Raw genomic sequence first — 21,584 nt, forward strand, 5'->3', positions numbered from 1 at the left:
GACTAAGCGTAAAACCCGCGATTATTTTTTCTTGCCGTGGCCTTTACCCGGATGTACCGCCTTGGTTGGATGTACTTTGACCGGAGCGGAGGCGTCAGCCAGGGCATATTTAGGCCTGAAGCGCATTTGGTGTTCGCCGTTGTAAATTTGGGGATTGTCGATGTCGATGTCCAATTCAAACTTGGAAGCATTGCGCAAATTGATGTTGCCCAAACGAGTAGGTAAATCTACTGAAATGCTCCATCGCCCTGCCTGAAAATGGATGTACACCCTTTTTTCGATGTCGAAATATAAATTGTACTCAGGGAAATATACGTGTCTGGTTTTGGCGCGAAAGCCATGTGCAGGGGCCCAGGGTGGTGGTCCTTGGCCATTACTTTTGCCTTGAGCAGCTATTTCAGTGCTCAAAACGAGGCCTAAAAGGGCGCATAGGAGTAATTTATAGATCATATTTTCATATTTATACATCAAAAACGACAGGATCGTGGGCTATGGTGTACCGAAGGTCTAAAATACTTGCATTGATGTATAAGGTCTCGCCGACCTGCACGGTTCCATAAGCCTCATGAATGTGCCCGCACAAATGCACTTTGGGGGCAATGCGCTGGATAACCGGGAGCAAATCTTCACAACCCACCAACTGGCCACTCGCCGTCCGATCGTGAATGCCAAAAACCGGGCCATGGGTAATGATGATGTCGCTGTCATCGGGAATCAAGTCCCAGTGCTTTTGAATGGCTGGCCCCCTTTGGCGGTTAAAAGCCCAATCGTAAAACCAGGGTTGAATGGGTGAACCCCAAATTTTGATGCCCTCAATTTCTACCCCAGAATCGTTCAGATAAATCAGGTTGTCAGGAATCAGCGCTTGAATCTCTAAAGGAGATGCATTTTCGAAAAAGAAATCGTGATTGCCCGCAATGAATATTTTGTAAGCGTAATCCAGACTGGAGAACCAGTCCAAAAAACGTTCTATTTCTGCTTTTAATCCGCGTGAAGACACATCGCCAGCGTGCAAAATCACATCGCCGGGCGGCAGGTCAAACAAGTGTTTGCCATGGGTATCGGAAATGGCTACAAAACGCATTGTTGTTTAATTTAAGCTGAGTAAAAAAGCCATACTATCCACTCCATCAGGATAGTCCCAGAGGGCGGGCTCCTGGGATTTTCCAAAGGGGAAAGTTTTGGTTTTTAATACATTGGGTTGTGCAATGATGCACTGGATCGCTTCGGCGTGGCGCTCTAGTTCATGTTCCACTGTCTCCAGCGAATCGTAATATTCGTAGTGCAGGGAGGCAATCCGCGAATGCAGGGAAGCTTCTTCAATCATCAGGATGCAGCCATTGGCCTGGTATTGCACTTTATTGAGGATGTAAAGGGCAAAATTGTAGTCGAAGTTGTTCTTGTATTTTTGGTGCAAAATAATGTCGCGGTATTCGTGCAAAGCCTCCAAAAGGGGAATAAAATCATACCCCTTGGGCAAGTACAACTTGGCCACATTGCGGCAACCCAAACCAAAATACCGAAAGACATCGTGCCCCAATTCATGCAGATCATCCTTGCTTTCAGTCCCTGTCAACACGGCCACCCCATTGCGGTTTTTGCGGATGATATTAGGGTATTTGCTGAAATAGGATTCGAAATAACGCGCCGAATTGTTGCTCCCGGTGGCGATCACCGCATCCATATCCAGGAGTCGTTCGGTAATTTCAAAATAGGCTGTGGTGGCCGGGTCTATTTTTTCCAACAATTTCAACAAATACGGCAAGAGGTAAGGGTCCTTTTCCGACAGCTTAATCTTGGCCTTGTGCCCAGCTACAAAAACACACAATACATCGTGGAATCCAACCAGGGGTAAGTTGCCCGCCATGACCAGGCCCACCGTTTTTATCGCGGTTTCATTGGGAATGGAATACCGGCTCAGCCATTCTTCCAAAGCAGCGGTGGCTAAAAATTGCTCGGCGATGGCAGCGATGGCCCGCTCCTGGTTTTCGGCGGTGAACCAGGGGTTATGGTACGACGTGCGGTGGATTACGGCTTTTAGGTAGTCGTCTTCGCCGCGTAGATGTTCGCCGAGTTGGATGAGTGCGTTGAGGCGTTGTGAAAGTTGCATGGTAATAATCGGGTTCTTTCCGCCAACCGACGGATTCATCCGTGGGAGGCTACTCTATGGTGCCAACCCACGAATTCATTCGTGGGCTAGTTTTTATGTGCCTGCCCACGGCTAAAGCCATGGGTTGCGGAGCTAAAGCTGACTCATGTTCCCTTTGGCCGAAGATTTTCGGCCTTCCAGGTACACCCGCCAATGTTCCAGGGCCGCTTTAAAATCGTCGGGTAATTCCGATTCAAAGTGCATGAATTTATTGGTGCGGGGATGAACGAAACCCAGTGACTTGGCATGCAGGGCGTGCCGAGGCAAGACGTCGAACATGTTGTCAACAAAAGTTTTGTATTTGCTAAAGATTGTGCCCTTCCGAATCTCGTCGCCACCATACTTTTCATCATTGAATAAGGTATGGCCGAGGTATTTCAGGTGCACCCGGATTTGGTGGGTGCGCCCCGTTTCAAGGGTACATTTGATCAAACTCACGTAGTACAAACGTTCAAGTACTTCGTAATGGGTAACGGCCCACTTGCCTTGGTCACCTTCCGGGAAAACTGTAAAATCCTTGCGGAAACGGGGATGACGACCCACGTGGGCGTTGATGGTACCCTTATCTTCTTCGGGTTCGCCCCAAACCAGGGCGTAATAAGTCCGCTCGATGGTGTGGAAAAAAAACTGCTTGGCCAAATGACTGAGCGCAAATTCATTTTTAGCCACCACCAAAAGGCCGGTAGTGTTTTTATCGATGCGGTGTACCAGACCAACCCGTTCCTGAAAATTGCCGCTTGATAATTGAGTGGGATCCAGCTTGAGGTGATACGCCAGGGCATTGACAAGGGTGCCTCGGAAGTGCCCAACCCCAGGGTGTACGACCAAACCCGCAGGTTTGTTCACCACCAGTAAGTCCTCGTCCTCGTAGATCACTGTAAGCGGGATATTCTGCGGAACGATGCGGTACTTGTCGGTCGTGGATTTGGGTAAAATCAGGGTGATTTTTTGCCCGGGTTTGATCTTGAAATTGGGTTTAATCTCTTGGTCATTGACCAGTACTGCTCCGGTTTTGATGGCATTTTGCACCCGATTGCGGGATACGTCCCCGATTCGGTCCATCACAAACTTATCTATCCGCAAAGGTGATTGCTTTGCATCAACCTCAATGATCCGATGTTCGTAAAATTCGTCGCTGAGGTTGTCGGAATACTGATGATTGTTGTCTTCTTGTTCAATTGGTTCCTGCTCCATTACTCCGACTCTTGTCCATTTAGCTTACAAAGGTACGCTTAAGTAAGCACACCTACAAACCCTAGGTTGGGAGATTACATTTTCCTTTTACACATAGATATTTATTTTTTCCTCAACCGTTACAAACCAAAGTGGGGCAAATTGACGTTCTTTCTGCAAAATGATTTTTATGAACCGAATAAGTTTCAGCCTAGTATGTAGTTTGGGGTTATTGATAGTCAACAATTTACAAGCGCAAGACAAACCCACTAGCACTCAAAATCAATCCATCAACTTGCGCAATGCCCAAGCCGTTGCTTTTGGTGTACAAGACCAAAGAATGATCGACATGATGATGCCCTTCGTAAAAGGGGTAGGTCGGGCAAACAGTTTGGACAATCTGCGGGAACAAAGTGTAAAACCTTTCATGATGCCGGTGCGAGAGATCGAACAAGTAGGCACCGAAATGAGTTACACCCTGGCCGCTTGTCTGGAATTTTACTTTAATCAAGACAACAACTATAAAATCAACCTCAGCCCCGACTTCATCACCCTCAATTTGTTGGGGCAGAACCGGGCACTACAATTCAAAGACGCCTTCCAGTTTTTGTCCCAAAATGGCACCGTTGACTCGGCTATTTTACCTTATGGCTCGCAAAAATTGACCAATGCCGTCTACAACGCCAGCAAGTTTCGCATCACCAATTACCTGCACGTATTCACCCCTTTGACCAAGTCGCTGCAAAAAATCTTTGAACTGCGGAAGGCCCTGGTACGTGGTAATCCGGTCATTGTGGAATTCAATGCCGATCCTAGTCTGGTGCAAGCCAATGGGAAGGACACCTGGATACCAACGGGTGCACCTTCGCAAGTTTATCCCATGGCGGTGGTGAGTTTTAATGAGGACAAAAGGATGATCGAATTGATGAGCCCTTGGGGCAGTGACTGGGGTCGCGCGGGTTACATCTGGATTTCTTACGAGCATTTTGGGCAATTGGCGCAAAACGGATTTGTGGTGCTGCCGGTTGGACAATAATAGAAGTACAAAGTCAAAATCAGGTCTGGACGCGAAGGCTAGTCGTCCTTAGGCCATAAGTTTGCGAAACTCCAGCGGCGACATTCCCACCAGCTGTTTAAACGTGGTATTGAATGTCGTCTTGGAGTTGAATCCCGCCTCAAATCCAATCGCCAGGATATTCAGGTGATCCAGTTTTTGATCTTGCAACAAACGTTTGCTTTCTTCGATGCGGTAAGTGTTGATGAATTGGTAAAAATTGCGTTCAAACCCTTGGTTGATCAGGTGGGAAAGTTCGTGGGTGCTACAATGCATCAGTTGAGCCAATTTGGGCAAACTAAGCTCGGGATCGAGGTAGGGTTTCTGATCCTTCATCAGTGTAAGCAGTTGCTCTTTTTGCAATGGATCAACCTCGATGGCACCCATCTGAGAAAGGTTTTTCTCCTGGATGATTTCCTTGATTTCAGCCAATTCCTGGGCTACAAACGGGTAAATCTCCTTTTGTTGAATCGCGTAAGCACCCAAATAAAAAGTCCCTAACCAATACGCCCAACTCATTTCACCGCCTAGAAAATTGGTATAAAAAACGATCTCAATGATCCACAACAACAGCAAAATGCTGATGACATACCAAAAGTTTTTCAACCAATTCAAATCCGTTTCTGCCTGATTCGAACTCACCAATTGTAGGTTCTTTTGGTGCCGCAGGATTTTCACATAACCTAGCAAAAGGTACACGACACATTGCAGGAACAGGATTGCAAAAACGACTATTTCAACAATATTCAAAGTTTTGTCCGAGATGCTGATTGCTTTTATCAATTCCAATTTGGCGGCTTTTGAGTCCAAAAAAGCGGGGACACTTAAAATCAGGATCAAAAAACAGGGTGCAAAATGCCACAAGCTTCGTACATAAAATTGTCGGGAAGCCTGGACAAAATGAAACACAGCCAAGTACAATGACGGTGCCACTCCAAAAATAAACAGGTCAAAAATATTGAAGAGGTGCGGATGCTTCAGGTAGGCTCCGGACATCATCAAGGCATCGTCCAATTGTAAAAAACTGACAAAAACCAAAAATAAGGCCAGCCAACGGTTGGCCAATGTGTTCGTATGGCGGCTTTTTAACAGCAATACAAAAGCCAAATAAATGAAGCTACCTGCACAAAGCGCATTGATGATCATGATGGTTTCCTGGTCAAATTCTGGCTAAATATAATTGACATTTGACCAGGAAACTTTAGTAAAGAAATATTTAACGCAGCAATAACAACAGATCATTGTTCAAGGCGGTACGCGCCTCCGCTTCGGCTTTACTGCCGCCATTGTAACTGTTGTAACAAACCACCAGCACCAACTTTTTCTCTTTGTCCAAGATCAAGCTGCAATTAAATCCCCCGGTTCCGCCATCATGAAACAACAAAGTACCCGTTTGATCCGCAGTTTTTATCTGGTGCCAACCTAGACATACTTCGACCGACTCAGTCAAGTTTTTGGCATTTTTTAAGGTAGACACCTGAGCAGTGCTCATGGCCCGACCAAGTGGAGTATTGGGTGGATTGATGCACGCAGCACCGTATTTGAGCAGGTCGCTGGTGGTTGAACGCAAAATCCCTGCGCCATCCAATGCCCCCAGGCTTTCCCACAAGTCCACTTTTTTTCCACCCCGGTGGCCATCGGCCATACGGGTTTTTTCCTCGCTGCTCAATTTGGCTTTGGTTTCAAACAAACCTAGTGGCTCACATACTTTTGTTTGCAAGTAATCGCCATAAGTCGTTTTGTTTTCTCTCGCCAAAATTGTCCCCGCCAAGCCCATAGCGGTGTTGGAATACTCATACCTGGTGCCGGGTGTAGCATTCAATTTTCCTTTTTCCAAATAATCGAACAACTTGGCTTCGCTGTACCGGGCCAATTCCTTGGCATCATCGTTCAACAACAAATTCAGGTTGCTGGGGAAATAGGCGATGCCTGATGAGTGGTTGAGAATCTGTTTAAAATTAACAGTTACCCCGCCCTTACTCAAAGCCGGAATTGAACTGGGTAAAAAAGGCTGGATGGGGCTATCCAAACTCAGTCCTTGCTCATTCAACCATTGCACCATCGCCGCAGCAGTAAAGGTTTTGGTGATGGAGCCGATTTCAAAAAAGGTATGGGCATCCGGGACTTGTTTGCCCCCTTTTTTGATTTCCCCATAGCCATAGGTGCTACTTTCTCCGTCTTTCCAAAACCCGACCGTCATGCCCACGGTATTGAGGCCATTGCGGTGCTTTTGGATCAAAGCGTCTACGTCTTTGTCCAATTGGCTGGATAATGGGTTGTTGCTCAGCTCGGCGGGAGCGATGGGGTCTTTGGTACAGCCCAGGATCGATCCAGCGACCAATAGGCCAATTACAATTGCATTTTTCATGTCGGATGTATTTTTCGACAAAAGAAGCCGCAATTGCTGGCTGGAGTGTTCGGATGGATCGAAGCGAACGTTAAAGAAAAGCTAAATCAAGTTTATTTCTCAAACTCCACAATGTGCTCCGAACGATACGCTCCCAAATCGGAATACTTAAAAAACAAACGCGCCCGTTTGCCCAGTCGCAAACAGGTGTTTTTGTTGGCAATGTCCTCCGGCGTATTCATCGGCTGCAAAGATGGGTACCACAGGATATGCCCAGGGCGTTTGAGCAACAATTTGGGTTTGCTCCATTTTTGGGAATTGGCCCCTTTGCTCAAATCCTGATTGGTATTGAAAGAAATGTACAATTCGTCTCCCTCCCAGGATGGGCCTTCCACCTTGCCCATGAGCATTACCCAACAATTGAGGTAAGTATTCCAACTCACCGAAGGGCCCCAATGGAATTGACCTTTGGGTGAGGAAGCCGGGCCACCGCCCGCATCGCGGGGAATTTGTAGGGATTCAACTGGCGCTCCAATGCCATTGTATGGCCGCGTAAAAGCCTGACCATCCCAACGTTTGGCTTTACCAACCGGATTGTCCAAATCGCTCAACTTGATTCGGGCCACGCTGATGCACTGCCCACTCCATTCTTTGGTAGGGTCGTACGCAGTGGAATCATAGCCTCCGGGAAACCCGTATTCGCCATAAAACAAGTACAAATAATCGCCACTGGCGACCGCCGAGGGGTCCCCTACTCCACCCGCGAAGGTATTCGAGGTATTGAATGGTTTGAGAATCATGCGGGGCTGGAGGTCTTCTAGGAACAAGCCGCGGTTGTCCCAACTGCGCCCACCATCCAGTGATTTCATGATGCCAATGCGGCAGACCGCTGCAGGCGAGGCCGGGCCAGTAAGGCCGCGGGGCCATCTGTAGTTGATGTACCCTTCGCCAGTACTGGAATCATAAGGCAGGGTTTGAGGGTAATTTTCGTTGTGGTACACGGCATAAAGTGTCCGGCCGCTGGGGTCTTTGGCGTCCTGATATACCGTTTCAAACCAGGCGGCACCGTGGAGCCCTGGCGTGCCAATCGGTGCGTTTTTGGGCATGCGCGGCTCGGTGAAATCTTCTTTTTTGCTGCTAAACGCTTCGTCCGCATTGCGACCACTGGCAAATTTCAGGTCGCGGGCATCGCCCCAGAGAGGGTCTTCGCCGTATTTGCCGGGAAAGATGCGGAAGGTATCGCCAATCCAGGCTTCGGCCATGTTACAATCCACAAAGGAATTGAAATAAAAGGTGTCGGCGGCGAGGAGTTTGAATTGGGGCTCAGCGGCGCTTTCTTTGGGCACTGGGATACAACTTTCAGCCAAAAAAATGCTCAGCAGCAGCAACACTGCCACTTGGTGGAGGAGGGTAAACTTGCGCATGGTGTAGGTTTTCTGATTTTTAGAAAACTAAGGAATGTGGGTTGGATGAGCAAGAATCCGAGTGGTATTTTTACGAGAATTTTGAAGCAGAGGTGACATCCACAGCCGTGCGTCTCGACCATGCCAGATTCTACTTCCAAATCTAGAACTGATCGACCCTGCCACCCCTCATTCCAACTTAAACCGCCAAATGTCCCTTACATCTCCCATCGAATCATCAAAGCCAAGGCCCCAATAACCAGCATCCCCAATGCTAAAACTAACGCCCACTGCCCGAAGTTGGGGGCTTGAAGCTACTGCTCGCCAACGATCCTTCACTTTGTCGTATTCCCACCAATCATAGATGTAATACTTGGGATCGGCGCCCAGACCTTTGCTTCCATTTCCGGCATAGATTTTATCTTTGAGGACAAAAATGCCCGCACCATACCGTGGAGTTCCCGGGCAATCGGCTAGTTGTTTCCATTTGTCCAGGGCGGGATCATATTCCCACCATTGTCGCCCTGGACTGAGCCCTGGGCCCGCCAAACCAAGGTAAGCTTTAGCACCCAGGCCTATCCCTGCAGCAAATGAGCATGGACCACCGGGAAAATCAGTTTTTCTCGTCCAGGTTTTGGTGAGTGGGTCGTATTCCCACCAATCACTCAATTGCATTTGTGCACCCGACCCCGCCAGATGGGTCCAGCCAGTGCCCAGGTAAGCTTTATTACCCAGGGTGAGTACTGTGGCGCTGGTTCTTGGGGGCCCCGGAAAATCTGGCAAATGCGTCCAGGCATTCTGTGCAGGGTCATACTCCCAAAAGTCATTCAGGTCGCCCGTGGAGTCGCGCCCGGCGAGCACGTATCCTTTGCCTTGCAGGGAGAACCCCAGGGCTTGCGAACGCCCGCGAGGCAAATCCGCTATTTTTGTCCATTGGTTTGTGGAAGGGGTATAAGCATAAAAATCCTTTGCCCAAAGGGTACCTGCACCAATAAAGATTATATTGTTTAGTACAAAAGCGACACTGCCGGGGTGGGAAACATCTGGAAAGTCCGTTACTTTTTCCCATACCCCAAGTGGCAGTTGTACCTCCTTTTCTTTTTTGGAACAACTGTACAATGCAGTCAAGCCGAGCAATAAACAAAATATACAGCGGCCCATGGACAAAGGATTGTTGAGGTGAATTTACTACTTCAACGCCTTCAAATACGCCACACTCTTGGGCACATTCACCATCTCATAATTGCTTTCGTCCTCGATGAAACAATGTTTCACGCCTCCTTTTTTCGCCGCTTTGAGGATGCCCCGAAAATCGGCTTGACCTGTCCCCAGCACCACGTCATTTTCAGCGGGCGTATGTCCAGTGTTGTCACCAGCAATACCTTTTCGCAGGTCTTTCAAGTGCAATAACTTCCAACGACCCTTGTATTTTTTCAACAAAGCAACCGGATCGCCTCCGCCGTGTATGGTCCACAGCACGTCCATTTCAAAAGAGACGTATTCCGGATTGGTGTTTTTGATGATGTAGTCCATCAGGGTACCATCTTCGTAAGGGCGGAATTCGTAACCATGGTCGTGGTAACAAAGCGTAAGGCCATTTTCTTTCAGCACTTTGCCAGCAGTGTTAAAATCCACTACTGCTTTTTTGGCCTCCTCAATGGTGAAGTCATTGCCTTTGTGAGGAATCCAGGCGCACATCACGTAGGAAGCACCGAGGATTTTGGCCGTTTTGACCACCGCCATCGGGTCTTTCACCAATTGTTCGTAACCCGCGCCCGTGGAGGGAATTTTGATGCCCCGGTCATCACAGGCTTTGCGGAAGTCTTCCGGACTCATGCCCCTTGGAGCGCCCCCTTCAATTTCGGTGAAACCAAACATTTTAATCGTGTCCAGCGCCTTCATGGCATGGAGCGGAAAACTGCGGCGGAAGGTGTACGTTTGTACCCCTAATGGGAAGCCGTAAATGGATTTTTGGGCCTGGATTTCGCCGAGGCACAAGATTGAGAGCAGTAAGAACAGGTATTTTTGCATGATTGATTAGTTGAAAAGGTTGTGTTTCGGCTACGCTCAACAACCCAATTATAAATTGCGTTTTTTAAATTCGCTCAGCGCGTAATTCGCGGCACGAGCCGTGATGGCCATATAGGTCAGCGACGGGTTTTGTGTACCAGTGGAAGTCATACAAGCCCCATCGGTTACAAAGACGTTTTTGCAGTCGTGCACCTGGTTCCATTTGTTCAGGATGGAAGTTTTAGGGTCAGCACCCATTCTCACCCCGCCCATTTCGTGGATGTCGGAGCCCGGGTTCGACTTGGTGTCATTGGCATTGATGTTTTTGAATCCCGCTCTGCTGAACATTTCATTCACTTGCTCCTGAAAATCTTTGACCATCTTGTCGTCGTTTTCAGTCCAGGCTACGGAAGTGATCAGTTGTGGGATGCCGTACTTGTCCTTGAGTTCGGTATGGAGGCGCAGGTGATTGGACTCAATGGGCACGCTCTCTCCCTGCATCCACGCGCTGACGTTCCAGTTGCCAAGTTGGGGATGGATGAGTTGATTTTTCAGGTCTTCGCCGATGCCATCGCGGTTCGTATAGGTGCCCCGCCCGGCACCAATCCCGATGGAGTAGCCACGTAGAAAGTCAGTATCTTGCTTGAGCACGTTGCGGAAGCGTGGGATGTAGCCATTGCTCGGATTTTTGCCCGAAGTGGTTTTGTCCAGGAAGCCTTCTACCTGGGCATTGGCTTTGCCCCGATAATTGTGGCAGGCGAAATATTTGCCCAACACTCCACTGTCATTGCCCAAGCCCGTGGGAAAGCGCTCCGAAATGGAGTTGAGCATGATCATGTTGCTATTGACTGCGCCAGCGTTCACAAAAATCACTTTGGCGTAGTACTCGATCATTTCTTTGGTATTGGCGTCGATGATTCTTACGCCGCTGGCTTTGCCTTTTTTCTCGTCGTAAATGATGGAATGCACCACGGAATCGGGCCGCAAGGTCATTTTCCCTGTTTTCGCCGCCCAGGGCAACGTCGAAGCGTTGGCACTAAAATAGCCACCAAAGGGGCAACCCCGGTTACACAGGTTGCGGTGTTGGCACTTGCCCCGGCCTTGCTGCAAATGAATGGGCTGAGGACTGGTGATATGGGCACAACGCCCCTGGATCAATTGTCGATCGGTGTAGTTTTTCGCCAGCACGCCTTGCAAGTGTTGTTCCACACAGTTCAATTCAATGGGGGGCAAAAACTCCCCATCGGGCAAGTGTGGCAAACCGTCCTTGTTGCCCGAAATGCCTGCAAACTTTTCAACGTGGCTGTACCAGGGCGCAATATCGGCGTAACGAATCGGCCAGTCGATGGCATAGCCATCCCGGGCCGGGCCTTCAAAATCGAAATCACTCCAACGCTGGGTTTGGCGCGCCCAGAGCAAGGACTTGCCCCCCACATGATAGCCACGCGTCCAGGTGAAGGGCTTTTCCTGCACAAAAGGTTGCTCATCGGCTTTGAGGGCCCAGTGCAGGGTTTCTTCCCGCATAAAGCTGCGACCATAGTTTTCCCGTAAGGCCAGTGGCACCTGCCCCCGGTGTTCAAATTCCCAGGGATGTTTGTTGGCAGTGGGGTAATCTTCGATGTGTTTGACATCGCGCCCCCGTTCGAGTACGAGGGTTTTGAGTCCACCATCACACAATTCTTTGGCGGCCCAGCCACCACTGATGCCCGAACCTATGACGATGGCGTCGTAGCTGTTCTTTTTGCGAGCGTTTATATTGAGATTGGCCATTTTTGTTGAAATTTTAACTAGCTTTTTACGGGAACACATCCATGATAATGCCCCGGCACCATTTCATACTTCAAAAAAGTCGTCAGTACATACTCCGAAGTGGTGTAGCCCTGAATGGTCAGGTTTTTGATGAGGCTGTAAAAGTCTTTTAAATCCTTATCCTCCCCTTTTTCAATCTCCAGCAATAGAGCCTGTTTTTGGGCAAGGGGAAGGGCAGTAAATCCCTGTTGGAATTTGGATTGCGCGATATTGTCCACCCGAGTCAGGCTCTTTTCTACGTTTTCAACTACTTTTTTGTCGTAGCAGTCTGCCAGCATCGTGTTGATAAAGGCGGGCACGCCCAAGGATTTGGCCCCTTTAGTGTCCGATTCAGGAATGATGGCTTCAATGATGAGCGCCAGGGTATTGCCTTCCAGGGTAGGCAGCGGCAGGGCCATTGGGGGCAAAGTTTCCAGCGACCAGGCCTTGGCCCAGGTCGGTAGCGCGATCAGGCCTCCAGCCAATAACGCCATATTTTTGATGGATTTGCGTCGTTGCATGTAGTAGTATTGTAGAGTTGTTGTGATCTTAATTTGTTCAATTAAATAGAACCCGTCCGACCTTTGTAGTGGGCAAAAATAAGTGTTCATTTTTTCTAAGCCAAAGGATTTGATAAGACACTTAAAATGAACCGTTTACTTATCAAATCCTTTGGCAAAATGAACCTTTATTTTTTTATCGCCCTTTGAGGATCGGCCGCACATCTTTATTGTTTGCACTCAAGCGGGTACGGCTATTGTTGAAACTCAATTCGAGCTGATCTCCCGTAAAGTTGAACGTCAACAAATCGTGGTGTGGGCTTTCGATGTAGCGTAGGGTCAGAATAAAGGTATTTTCGTCTTTCCAATATCCGTTGATCGCGGTTTTTTTCAAACGAATGCCACTGGCGCGGGAAACAGGTTTGGACATCAATTCATTGCCAGGGAAAGTGGTTTCTCCAAATTTCCAGGCACCCAGGCCTGCACTCATGCTGTAGTTTTCCTGGTCACCCTGCCAATCGAGGGTACATTTGTTTTTGGAAAAAGCCAGTCGAATACTTTTTAAGCCCATTTCATTGGGTTCCAATTGAAAACTGCGCTTGGACCAAGGGGCCGGGATGCTGCTTTTTTCCACGGACAAAGCCAGCCCTGCCGTTTTGCTCTTCAGATTCGTGATGGCGCTGACGTCGGCATTGCGGGCGTCAAAAGCGGGCAGCAGGTGTTCCCAAACCAAATCCAGTTGCCCTTGCATGTTCGGACTTTCACTGGTGATGACCAGCACGGCGTCCTGCTCGGGCAGGACGATGGTATATTGACCATTGGCTCCATCGCCCCGGTAAGCATTATTGCGGCAGCGCCAAAACTGATAGCAGTAACCCTGTAGCCAATCGTTCTCCGCATTGGGGCGGGCAGGATTGGCTGGCGCAGGCTGTTGAATTTTGAAACTGGTTGCTTCTTCAATCCAAGCTTTGGACACCACTTGCTGGCCATTCCAGCTGCCTTTTTGCAGCAACAGCTGGCCAAATTTGGCCAGGTCTTCGGTTTTGACCCGGAGCCCCCAACCTCCTACATTGATGCCTTTGGGGCAGGTTTCCCAGTCCATACCTTCGATTTGGAGCGGATCAAACAAGCGAGGTTTGAGGTAATCGACGACTTTTTGCCCAGTCACTTTTTGCACGATTGCACTACATATGTAAGTGGCAGCGCTGTTGTACAAAAACTGGGTGCCGGGCTGGTATTTGAAGGGGTAAGCCAGGAAAGCTTTGACCCAATCTTCCTCTTTGCGCATGGCCTGCGAGGTATCTATCTCGTGGCCAACCGACATAGTCAAGAGGTCTTTGATGCTCAATTGGCGCAGTTCCGGGCTGATGTTGGCGGGTAGGGATTCGGGGAAAAACTGTATTACTGGATCCGTGACCTTGAGTTTGCCTTCCATCACGGCAAAACCTACCGCCGTAGACACAAAACTTTTGCTCATCGAGTACATGGTATGCCGCAAATCGGGGGCATAAGGAGCCCACCAACCCTCGGCGATCACCTGACCGTGGCGCAAGAGCATAAAACTGTGGAACTCGTGTTTGCTTTGGTTGATCGCATCGATAAAAGCGATGATCCGAGCAGCATCGACTCCCTGTGCTGCTGGGGTACTACGGGGGAGCATGCCATTGGTTTTGAGCAAAAACGCTTTAGGAAAACCAGCTCCCAAGCCAAAGTACAGACTAGTCAGCCCAATTTGAGCGACAAATGCTCGGCGCGTTGAACCCATTGTTTATAGTTTATGGTTTACGTAAAACAGATGTTTCCTTTGGCGCTTCATTTCGTTAAACGAATAAATTTTGTTGGTTTATAGTTCACTCAAATTTATGTTTTTATTTCTGGAAAAATAATAAGGTACAGCTGCATTTCCAAATCTCTGCTAATTTAGAGAAGATAAATTACCTTCGTCGACATGCTAAGGAACGGAAATCAAATAAAGCTGCATTTCGGCTGGGCCCTTTTTTGATTTCGCTGCGTTACTCGTTAGTTGCGTAGGCTTGCTATGCGCCTTCCTCGTGCCTTGCCAAATCAAAAAATTGCCGAGCCAATTCTGTACCTTTATTTGATTTCTGTTCCTTATGACCAATGCACGCGATTATTTACTGTCTATTTGGCCACAGCTTCCCGGAGAAGTGGTAGAAGACCTGGCGGCCATTTTTCAGGAGCACAGCGCCAAACGCAAAACCATACTCACCGCCGAAGGTGAAGTGGAAAAATACCTCTACTTGGTGCAAGATGGGGTACAACGGGCGTATGCCATTGGGAGCGACGGGCGTGAGGCCACGCTGGTGTTTACTTATGCGCCCTCTTTTTCAGGAGTGGCCGATTCTTTTTTGTTGCAACGGCCTTCGCGGTATTGGTTTGAAACGCTTACCCCGAGTAAATTTTTACGCGCGAGTTTTCGGGATTTTGATGCCGTTTTGCTCAAACATCCGCTGTTGGAGCGCCTAATTCGTTTGGCCTTGAGCGAAACGTTAGAGGGCGTATTGGTGCGCCAGATCGAATTACAATCGTATACCGCCGAGCAGCGCTTTCGAACCTTGATGGCACGGAGCCCACACCTGTTGCAGCTCGTTCCACACAAATACATTGCCAATTACCTGGGCATGGACGCCACCAACTTCAGCAAACTTTTGGGGCAAATCAAGATCTGAACGCATGTTTAAGCAAATCTTGGTTTTTACCAAGGTTTTTGGAGTGGAAGCCCCGTAGGTTTGCAGAAAAATAACACATATGCAAGCCAATACCCTTTTGGATACCCTCTACCAGCAGACCGAAACCATGCTGGACAAAGCTGTAAGTGAATGGCAAAACATGCCGCCACAAAAACTGAATGTGGAGCCAGCCCCGGGCAGATGGAGCGCGGCACAATGCCTGGCGCACTTGAATGCTTACGGGAATTACTATTTGCCCGCCATTGAAAAAGCCATTCAACAGGCCAAACAGTCTGGGAGTACGCCAACTGATGAATTTCGAAGTAGTTGGCTAGGTACATATTTTACAAAATTGATGCAACCGGATTCCAAAACCAAAATGAAATCACCTACTAACGCGATCCCACCCACATTTTTAAATCCTGCGGCAGCTTTGGCCCAATTCATCGACCAACAAGAGCGGATGTTGAAACTGATCGAAGCAGCCCGAACGGTGAACTTGAATCAAGTGCGAATTCCCATTTCCATTGCGCAGTGGATTCGTCTGAAATTGGGCGATACCTTTGGGTTTTATACAGCGCATCATCGGCGGCATGTGTTGCAGGCGGAGCGGGCATTGGAGGCAGTTTCGAATCCGGTAATGGCAGCGGTGAAGTGATTTTGAGGCAGAATGGGTATAAATGCACCATTGCTGAGGTGTTTCTTAAGTGTCTTAGGTTTCTTAGGTGGTAAAAAATGGAGCGCGGCATATTTTTCACCACCTAAAAAACCTAAGACAGCACCTCACCTCCCCAACCACCCCTTAAACGCCTCCACCTTTTCCCGACTGATCAACACATCCTCCTCATCCGGTGGCTCTCTCAGTATCACCTTCAAGCGGCTGTTGGTGTAGCTGGCCACTGATTTGATCGCCCCAATCGAGATGATGTACTTGCGGTTGATGCGGTAAAAATCGGCGGGATCAAGCAGGTCTTCCACTTGCTCCAGGGTATAGTCGATCAGGTATTTGCGGCCATTTTGGTGGCGCAACCAGACGATTTTGTTTTCGCTGTACAGGTAGTCGATTTCATGGCTGTTGATGCTGTGTAGGTGGTCGCCAATTTTGACCATGAAGCGGGTTTTGTAAGTCGGTTGCCGGATTTGGCTACTCATTTGTTGCATCAGGAGGCGCATCAACTCGGCATCGGGTATTGGTGCAGTGGCAGGAGATTCAGCACTCAGCAAGCGCCATTTTTCCAGCGCTTTTTGCAGATCAGCCAGCTCAAATGGTTTCAACAAATAATCGATGCTGTTGACCTTAAAGGCACGCAGCGCGTACTCATCATAAGCGGTGGTAAAAATGATTGGGCAGGTAATGGCGCATTGCTCAAAAATGGAAAAACTCAAACCATCGGCCAATTGGATGTCGAAAAAAGCCAGATCTGGTCGGGCATTTTCGCTAAACCAACGCACCGCCTCCCGCACCGAGTCCAATACGGTCAGCACCTCTACATCCTTTTCGATGCGTTGTAAAGCCTGGATCAATCCTTCGGCGGCCAGTTCTTCGTCTTCAACAATCACTATTCTCATGCGGGAATCAGGGGGATTTTAACGGTAAAAAAACCGGGTTCCTGTGGAGTGAGTACGGGTTTATCACTTAAAAACTTATAGCGCGCACTGATGTTTTCCAAACCAACCCCCGTCGATTCACCTACGTTCAATTTGGTTTGTAACTTATTGCGAATTACCATATAATCCTCATTTTCTAAAAGTACTTGAATGAGCAATGGATTTGATTTTGACGCTTCATTGTGTTTCAAAGCATTTTCGACCAACATCTGCAAAGTTAAGGGTGCCAGGCTGATGCCTTCCAATTGGCTCAATGCCGGATCAATCTCAATCTGTAAACTCTCCCCAAAGCGGATTTTCATCAAAAAAACATACGCTTCCAGTTGTTTCAGCTCTTCTTCCAGGGGCACCACTTCCTTTTCCCGGCTGTCGAGCACATAGCGGTACACATTGGCCAATTGTTTGATGAAACGTTCAGCCAAGTCCGCGTCTTTGTGCACCAAAGTAGCCAGCACATTGAAGTTGTTGAATAAAAAATGGGGATTGACCTGGTTTTTCAGGGTTTCGTAGCGCGCGGCCATTTGTTCCTTTTTCAGTTGTTCCGCTTCAATCAGCGTTTCTTTCCAGGCCAGCAAAAAACCTCGCCCATGCATGAAGGCGGAGATCAAGACGGTGATGATTAGGGTAACAAAAAATGATCCGTTCATAATTTCATGCCTGAGTCCGTCCCAGGTAAGCATCCAGGGGTACAGAACGCTGGATAGCCAGACCAAAATCAGCCAGGCCACAAAAGTATAAATGAGTGTAGCAAAAACAGTCACCACCAAACGGGTTGTGGAGTTTTTAGTCCAGGGAAAATGAATGCTCAATGCATCGGCTAGATATGAATTTCCACTCCACATAAATACGCTTCCTGTGCCATTCATAATCCATTGCCGGAAAAAAATCCACAGGCTCCTTTCATCGTCAAAAAGCAATTCCAGGCCGCTGAGGGCGCCGCCCAGGAGGAGGAAGACGAGGACGAATTCTTTGAGGTATTTCACGGTGTTTAAGTTGAGGAAGGTTGAGTGAGGTTGAGAAGGTTTAGGCTGCCGCAGCGATTTTGACAAATTCTCGTGTGAGCCGCTGCGGTAGCCTAAACCTTCTCAACCTCCCTCAACTTTCTAAACCAATTTACTATTTCACTTTTTCCGCCAATTCACCAGCCTCCGTTGCACCCCAGTTCGGATGAAAAGCAGAAGCTGGTTTAAAGGCAGCATAAGCAGCTACGGCCTTTTGTAAATCGGGGGCAGCCTTAGCAGCGCCGCCGCCAAAAAACTCGGGCATATTGAGGGTGAAGTTGCCCCGAAGATAATAAACTCTGGGATTGGCGGGGTTCAAAGACTCGGCTTTTCCCAGTGTCGCAAAAATTTTCCCACTCATTTCGGCACCTTTAGTCATTGGGTCTTCTAGCAGTTGTAATTGATAAGCAAAGGCTTCCAACGCCACCAACTCAGATTCGTTGGGGGCAATTTTTTGACCCGCCTGGATTTCACTCAAGGCCGTTTTGGCCAATGCCTGCGCTTCGGTCATGTTGCTTTCCATGATGCTGTACCCGGCCCAAAGGTGGTTGAGCGCTGCGTAGTATTGGGGCAACCACTCGGCAGCTTCGGCACTGGCAATGCGAGAAAAAGTATTGGCGGTATTTTTCAGGTCTTCAGGTCCTTTGGCTGCCGACATCTGGCCGAGCGCTTTGCCCATGGCCATTTGGAATTTTTCATTTTGGGCGCTTAGGCTGGTGGCGCAGAGGGTGAAGGTGATTAGGAAAATTGCGAGATTTTTCATTGTGTTATGGTTTTTCAGTTGATTGATTTTTGGTTATTGGGCACCCACGTAGGGGTGCCCGTACATGCGCGCGGGTCGTAGGGGTGCCCCTCTGTGGGCACCCACCTGTAAGGGCAACCACGTAGGGTTGCCCCTACAGGTCGTCATTGTTCCCCTGGTTTTTCACAAATTTTTCCCCAATGGTCATGATCAAACCCAAGAAAATAAACCGTTTGGCCGGGGGCAAAATCGGCGAACCCGAAAAATGCCCCTGCTCATCGGGCGTACTTGCATAACGATAACCCGATACCTGTCGGAAGCCGGGAACGTTATTCGCCGCGATGTACACTACCGTGAAATTGTCCTTGATATTGGTGATGTAGGACAAGGTCAAACTCAAATCCTGAAATACAGGTGTTCGACTTCCGTTAAAGACTGAGCTGTTTGGGTCGTTGTAGGGCCGTCCCGATTGGAAGGCATAAGTGGTACTCAACATGGTGTTCAAGCCATGAATCCAATGCTTATAAACGACCGCAACGTTGTGTTTGGCGGCAAAATAAGGCGTAGCCTGTGTTGGGAAATCCCGATAATTGCGCTCCGTATCCAAAAAACTGTACGACACGTAATAATCGCCATTTTTGATGCTTTTGGAATCCCGCCAAAACAAGTCGATGCCCCGTGCATAGCCGTAGCCCGTGTTTTGGGGCAACTCCGCAGTTGTTTTGAGCAAGTTGTGGTAGTTTTTATAATAGCCTTCTACCCGAAATATGTAGCCTTCCACTTGTTTTTGATAGGTCAAAATGTAATGGTCGGCTTGTTCAAATCCGACATCGGTACTGCGTCGCATTTGGGTATGTTCGGGAGTTTGGTAAAACTGGCCGAAAGAAAAAGCCAACTGCTCACCTTTGCCCAAAATATAGGCGGTGGACAAGCGGGGCGCTACATTGCCACGCCCCAACAGAGTCGAATGTTCTGCGCGTACGCCTACCCGGGCCAGCCATTTTTCACTAAACTTGAGGTCGGTTTCCGCAAAAGCGGCCAGATAGTTCTCGTTATGTAGCGTTTTGAAAGTTTCGCCCTCGGTGTAATTTTCATCAAAACCGCTCCAGATGTGTTCGGCCCCAAATTTGAGTTTGACGGCTTCGCTCAAGGATTTGGTCAGGGTGAAGCGGGTTTGCGCCGATTGTTGCAGGGTATTGAGCTGGAAGTTTTGGCGGATTTTATCGCGGTTCCAAGTGTAGGCACTGCCGACGAACAATGTCCAATCCTTGAATACCACATCGCGGTATGAAGTGTTGAGGTACAGGTTTTCACCGCTCAGTTTGAGGGGCATTTTTTGCTTTTCATCTCCGTCAACCGCCACGTTCATGTTGAAGCCATTGCTTAAACCACTGGCGTAGAATTTGAAGATGCCCGTTGAGCTGGTTTTCGTTTTAAAGCTGAGCTCTACATTGCCCGATTCTGGTGCCTGTTTCCAGTCAAAGTTTTGTTTGATCAGTTTAAAATACGGGCTGAGGTTGGAATAGGTACCGCTGACACTCAAGGAGCTTTTACCCCAGCTTTTTTGTTGCGACAATCCCCCGCCTACCGAGAGCAATTGAATTCCGGTAGTGTTTTGCGTCGCCACGTCGCTGCTGTTGAGGATCAGGGCCGAGGACAAAGCCTGGCCGTATTCCGCCGAATAGCCTCCCGAACTGAACATCATGCCCTTGAACATAAAGGGCGAAAAACGATTGCGGGCAGGCAGGTTTCCGGTAGTGCTGTTGTAGGCGTTTTGCACGTAGAGGCCGTCGATCAAGGTGCGGGTTTCATACGCTGCTCCACCCCGCACCAGTAGTTGCCCACTTTCCTGGTTGCGCACCGTGCCCGGCAAGGTCAGCATAGCCCCGGTGATGTCGGCTACTGCGCCTGCAGTCAGGGCGATGTCGACCGATTTGAGGATGACGCTTTTTTTGGTGTCGCTGGCTTCAAATACGCCCGCTACGATGGTTACGGCATTGAGTTCGTTGACTGTTTCTTTGAGATTGAGGTTGAACTCCAAATTTTGGTCCTTCAACTCAAGCGACATGCTCAGGGTATCAAAACCGATGTAGGTGATTTGTAAAACCTGTTTGCCTTTTTCCTCGGTATTGAACCTAAATTGGCCATCGAGATCGGAAGAAGCGCCATCATAAGTGCCCCTTAGGACGATGTTGGCACCGATGATGTTTTCGCCCGTATTGCTTTTTACAACGCCTTTGATGGTGATGCTTTGAGCATGTACCATCAGGCAAAAAAGACCAAAAACGATGCTGAGTAATTCCTTTTTCATGGCGGTAGGTTCAACGAACTTGGGTTGAACGCTACAAAGATGCTGGATGAGGAGGTCACTAAAAAAAATAGCTTACTGAAGTGTAGAAGGACTAAACTGAACTGTGGGAACTTGGGAGTGAAGTAAATTAAAAACCAATCATTTCGACAACAAATCTTTCTGAAAAACACCAAACAGCCCCCCTCCTACTCCATACATCACTACATCCCATATATCAGCAGTATAACGTTGAAAAAACAGTGGAAGTACGCATTCAAAAACCAAACTTACGTACAAGGTGGCAACCAAAATCATCGCCCCACTCAGATATAAGCCCGCATCTGCCCTAACCCAACGCATGACCAACACCGCACTGGAAAGCAACAACGGCATACACAACAAATCCGCAAAATAATGGCTAAAAAACGGGGGCACAGGCACCTGGCCAAACTTCAAAACCAGGTGCACCAGATACAAAGCAAACAACAACCACAAGAAGAGATAACGCCGCATCATACCTGATCCATTATCCCGGCGCAAGTGCAACCATGGCAATCAGAGCGGTAATGGCGATTAAAAAAACCCACCAAGCCGAGTTCAAAACCGAAAATTTCAGCTTGTCGATCGGCGCATCCGATTCCTTCAGTCGCTTCAAGTAATTGCTGAATTGAGTCAAGGGACGCTGCTGTTCCTCCTGGCGCAGTTTTTCCCGCGATTGCTCCATTTGCAGTTCGTGGCTAAGCAACTCATTGCAATTGCTGCAATAGTCCCGATCCTCATTCCAGGTCTGGCAAGCGGGGCATTTGATCCGTTTGGACATGTCTATTTG

At 48.5% G+C, this 21,584-nt stretch carries 21 protein-coding genes; 3 read left to right on the forward strand and 18 right to left on the reverse strand.

Translation table 11 applies throughout. The features are described 5' to 3' along the window. Nucleotides 1–21: 21 nt before the first annotated feature. The 4 genes from ACEW9O_RS05290 to ACEW9O_RS05305 form a co-directional block, all read right to left on the reverse strand. Nucleotides 22–450, reverse strand: coding sequence for a hypothetical protein (locus ACEW9O_RS05290; protein WP_373549088.1), 429 nt, complete (start codon nucleotides 448–450; stop codon nucleotides 22–24). Between the two features lie 10 nt (nucleotides 451–460). Beyond that, nucleotides 461–1,084, reverse strand: coding sequence for a metallophosphatase domain-containing protein (locus ACEW9O_RS05295; RefSeq protein ID WP_373549089.1), 624 nt, complete (start codon nucleotides 1,082–1,084; stop codon nucleotides 461–463). A 6-nt stretch (nucleotides 1,085–1,090) separates the two neighbouring features. Then, nucleotides 1,091–2,110, reverse strand: a complete 1,020-nt coding sequence (locus ACEW9O_RS05300; RefSeq protein WP_373549090.1) for an acyl-CoA reductase — start codon at nucleotides 2,108–2,110, stop codon at nucleotides 1,091–1,093. 132 nt (nucleotides 2,111–2,242) lie between these two features. Further along, nucleotides 2,243–3,343 (reverse strand): RluA family pseudouridine synthase, encoded by a 1,101-nt coding sequence (locus tag ACEW9O_RS05305; RefSeq protein WP_373549091.1) that lies wholly within the window; start codon nucleotides 3,341–3,343, stop codon nucleotides 2,243–2,245. Between the two features lie 169 nt (nucleotides 3,344–3,512). On the opposite strand from ACEW9O_RS05305, the gene ACEW9O_RS05310 reads away from it, so the two are divergent. After that, a complete protein-coding gene (locus ACEW9O_RS05310; protein ID WP_373549092.1) occupies nucleotides 3,513–4,358 on the forward strand; it encodes a hypothetical protein in 846 nt (281 codons plus the stop codon). A gap of 48 nt (nucleotides 4,359–4,406) precedes the next feature. Here ACEW9O_RS05310 and ACEW9O_RS05315 read toward each other — a convergent pair whose 3' ends face one another. From ACEW9O_RS05315 to ACEW9O_RS05350, 8 genes are all read right to left on the reverse strand, one after another. Continuing rightward, entirely contained in the window at nucleotides 4,407–5,522 is a 1,116-nt protein-coding gene (locus ACEW9O_RS05315; RefSeq protein ID WP_373549093.1) for a helix-turn-helix domain-containing protein, read from the reverse strand. Between the two features lie 70 nt (nucleotides 5,523–5,592). Then, nucleotides 5,593–6,744 carry a serine hydrolase domain-containing protein gene (locus tag ACEW9O_RS05320; RefSeq protein WP_373549094.1) on the reverse strand — a complete coding sequence of 384 codons (1,152 nt, stop codon included), beginning with the start codon at nucleotides 6,742–6,744 and terminating at the stop codon, nucleotides 5,593–5,595. A gap of 92 nt (nucleotides 6,745–6,836) precedes the next feature. After that, the gene (locus ACEW9O_RS05325; RefSeq protein ID WP_373549095.1) at nucleotides 6,837–8,147 is read right to left on the reverse strand and encodes a hypothetical protein; all 1,311 of its coding nucleotides are present in this window, start codon (nucleotides 8,145–8,147) and stop codon (nucleotides 6,837–6,839) included. Between the two features lie 168 nt (nucleotides 8,148–8,315). Further along, nucleotides 8,316–9,287, reverse strand: coding sequence for a kelch repeat-containing protein (locus ACEW9O_RS05330; RefSeq protein ID WP_373549096.1), 972 nt, complete (start codon nucleotides 9,285–9,287; stop codon nucleotides 8,316–8,318). A 27-nt stretch (nucleotides 9,288–9,314) separates the two neighbouring features. Then, nucleotides 9,315–10,157, reverse strand: coding sequence for a sugar phosphate isomerase/epimerase family protein (locus ACEW9O_RS05335; protein WP_373549097.1), 843 nt, complete (start codon nucleotides 10,155–10,157; stop codon nucleotides 9,315–9,317). Nucleotides 10,158–10,205: 48 nt separating this feature from the next. Next, nucleotides 10,206–11,906, reverse strand: a complete 1,701-nt coding sequence (locus tag ACEW9O_RS05340) for a GMC oxidoreductase (protein ID WP_373549098.1) — start codon at nucleotides 11,904–11,906, stop codon at nucleotides 10,206–10,208. A gap of 17 nt (nucleotides 11,907–11,923) precedes the next feature. Beyond that, on the reverse strand, nucleotides 11,924–12,445 hold the full coding sequence (locus ACEW9O_RS05345) for a gluconate 2-dehydrogenase subunit 3 family protein (RefSeq protein WP_373549099.1): 522 nt from the start codon (nucleotides 12,443–12,445) through the stop codon (nucleotides 11,924–11,926). 175 nt (nucleotides 12,446–12,620) lie between these two features. Next, nucleotides 12,621–14,189: a serine hydrolase domain-containing protein gene (locus ACEW9O_RS05350; RefSeq protein WP_373549100.1), complete on the reverse strand. Its 1,569-nt coding sequence runs from the start codon at nucleotides 14,187–14,189 to the stop codon at nucleotides 12,621–12,623. 349 nt (nucleotides 14,190–14,538) lie between these two features. Between ACEW9O_RS05350 and ACEW9O_RS05355 the strand changes: the two genes are divergently transcribed. Continuing rightward, nucleotides 14,539–15,114 carry a Crp/Fnr family transcriptional regulator gene (locus ACEW9O_RS05355; RefSeq protein ID WP_373549101.1) on the forward strand — a complete coding sequence of 192 codons (576 nt, stop codon included), beginning with the start codon at nucleotides 14,539–14,541 and terminating at the stop codon, nucleotides 15,112–15,114. Between the two features lie 79 nt (nucleotides 15,115–15,193). Beyond that, complete coding sequence (locus tag ACEW9O_RS05360) at nucleotides 15,194–15,772, forward strand: DinB family protein (protein ID WP_373549102.1); 579 nt, start codon at nucleotides 15,194–15,196, stop codon at nucleotides 15,770–15,772. A 125-nt stretch (nucleotides 15,773–15,897) separates the two neighbouring features. Here ACEW9O_RS05360 and ACEW9O_RS05365 read toward each other — a convergent pair whose 3' ends face one another. The 6 genes from ACEW9O_RS05365 to ACEW9O_RS05390 form a co-directional block, all read right to left on the reverse strand. After that, nucleotides 15,898–16,683 carry a LytR/AlgR family response regulator transcription factor gene (locus ACEW9O_RS05365; RefSeq protein ID WP_373549103.1) on the reverse strand — a complete coding sequence of 262 codons (786 nt, stop codon included), beginning with the start codon at nucleotides 16,681–16,683 and terminating at the stop codon, nucleotides 15,898–15,900. Then, on the reverse strand, nucleotides 16,680–17,705 hold the full coding sequence (locus ACEW9O_RS05370; RefSeq protein ID WP_373549104.1) for a sensor histidine kinase: 1,026 nt from the start codon (nucleotides 17,703–17,705) through the stop codon (nucleotides 16,680–16,682). Before ACEW9O_RS05370 ends, ACEW9O_RS05365 begins: the two co-directional genes overlap by 4 nt. Nucleotides 17,706–17,838: 133 nt before the next feature. Then, nucleotides 17,839–18,486: a hypothetical protein gene (locus ACEW9O_RS05375; RefSeq protein WP_373549105.1), complete on the reverse strand. Its 648-nt coding sequence runs from the start codon at nucleotides 18,484–18,486 to the stop codon at nucleotides 17,839–17,841. A gap of 133 nt (nucleotides 18,487–18,619) precedes the next feature. Beyond that, nucleotides 18,620–20,776: a carboxypeptidase-like regulatory domain-containing protein gene (locus tag ACEW9O_RS05380; RefSeq protein ID WP_373549106.1), complete on the reverse strand. Its 2,157-nt coding sequence runs from the start codon at nucleotides 20,774–20,776 to the stop codon at nucleotides 18,620–18,622. Nucleotides 20,777–20,914: 138 nt separating this feature from the next. Beyond that, nucleotides 20,915–21,271, reverse strand: a complete 357-nt coding sequence (locus ACEW9O_RS05385) for a hypothetical protein (protein ID WP_373549107.1) — start codon at nucleotides 21,269–21,271, stop codon at nucleotides 20,915–20,917. 10 nt (nucleotides 21,272–21,281) lie between these two features. Continuing rightward, the gene (locus ACEW9O_RS05390) at nucleotides 21,282–21,575 is read right to left on the reverse strand and encodes a hypothetical protein (RefSeq protein WP_373549108.1); all 294 of its coding nucleotides are present in this window, start codon (nucleotides 21,573–21,575) and stop codon (nucleotides 21,282–21,284) included. Nucleotides 21,576–21,584 lie beyond the last annotated feature (9 nt).

The sequence above is a fragment of the Haliscomenobacter sp. genome (assembly GCF_041740695.1).
GTDB lineage: Bacteria > Bacteroidota > Bacteroidia > Chitinophagales > Saprospiraceae > Haliscomenobacter.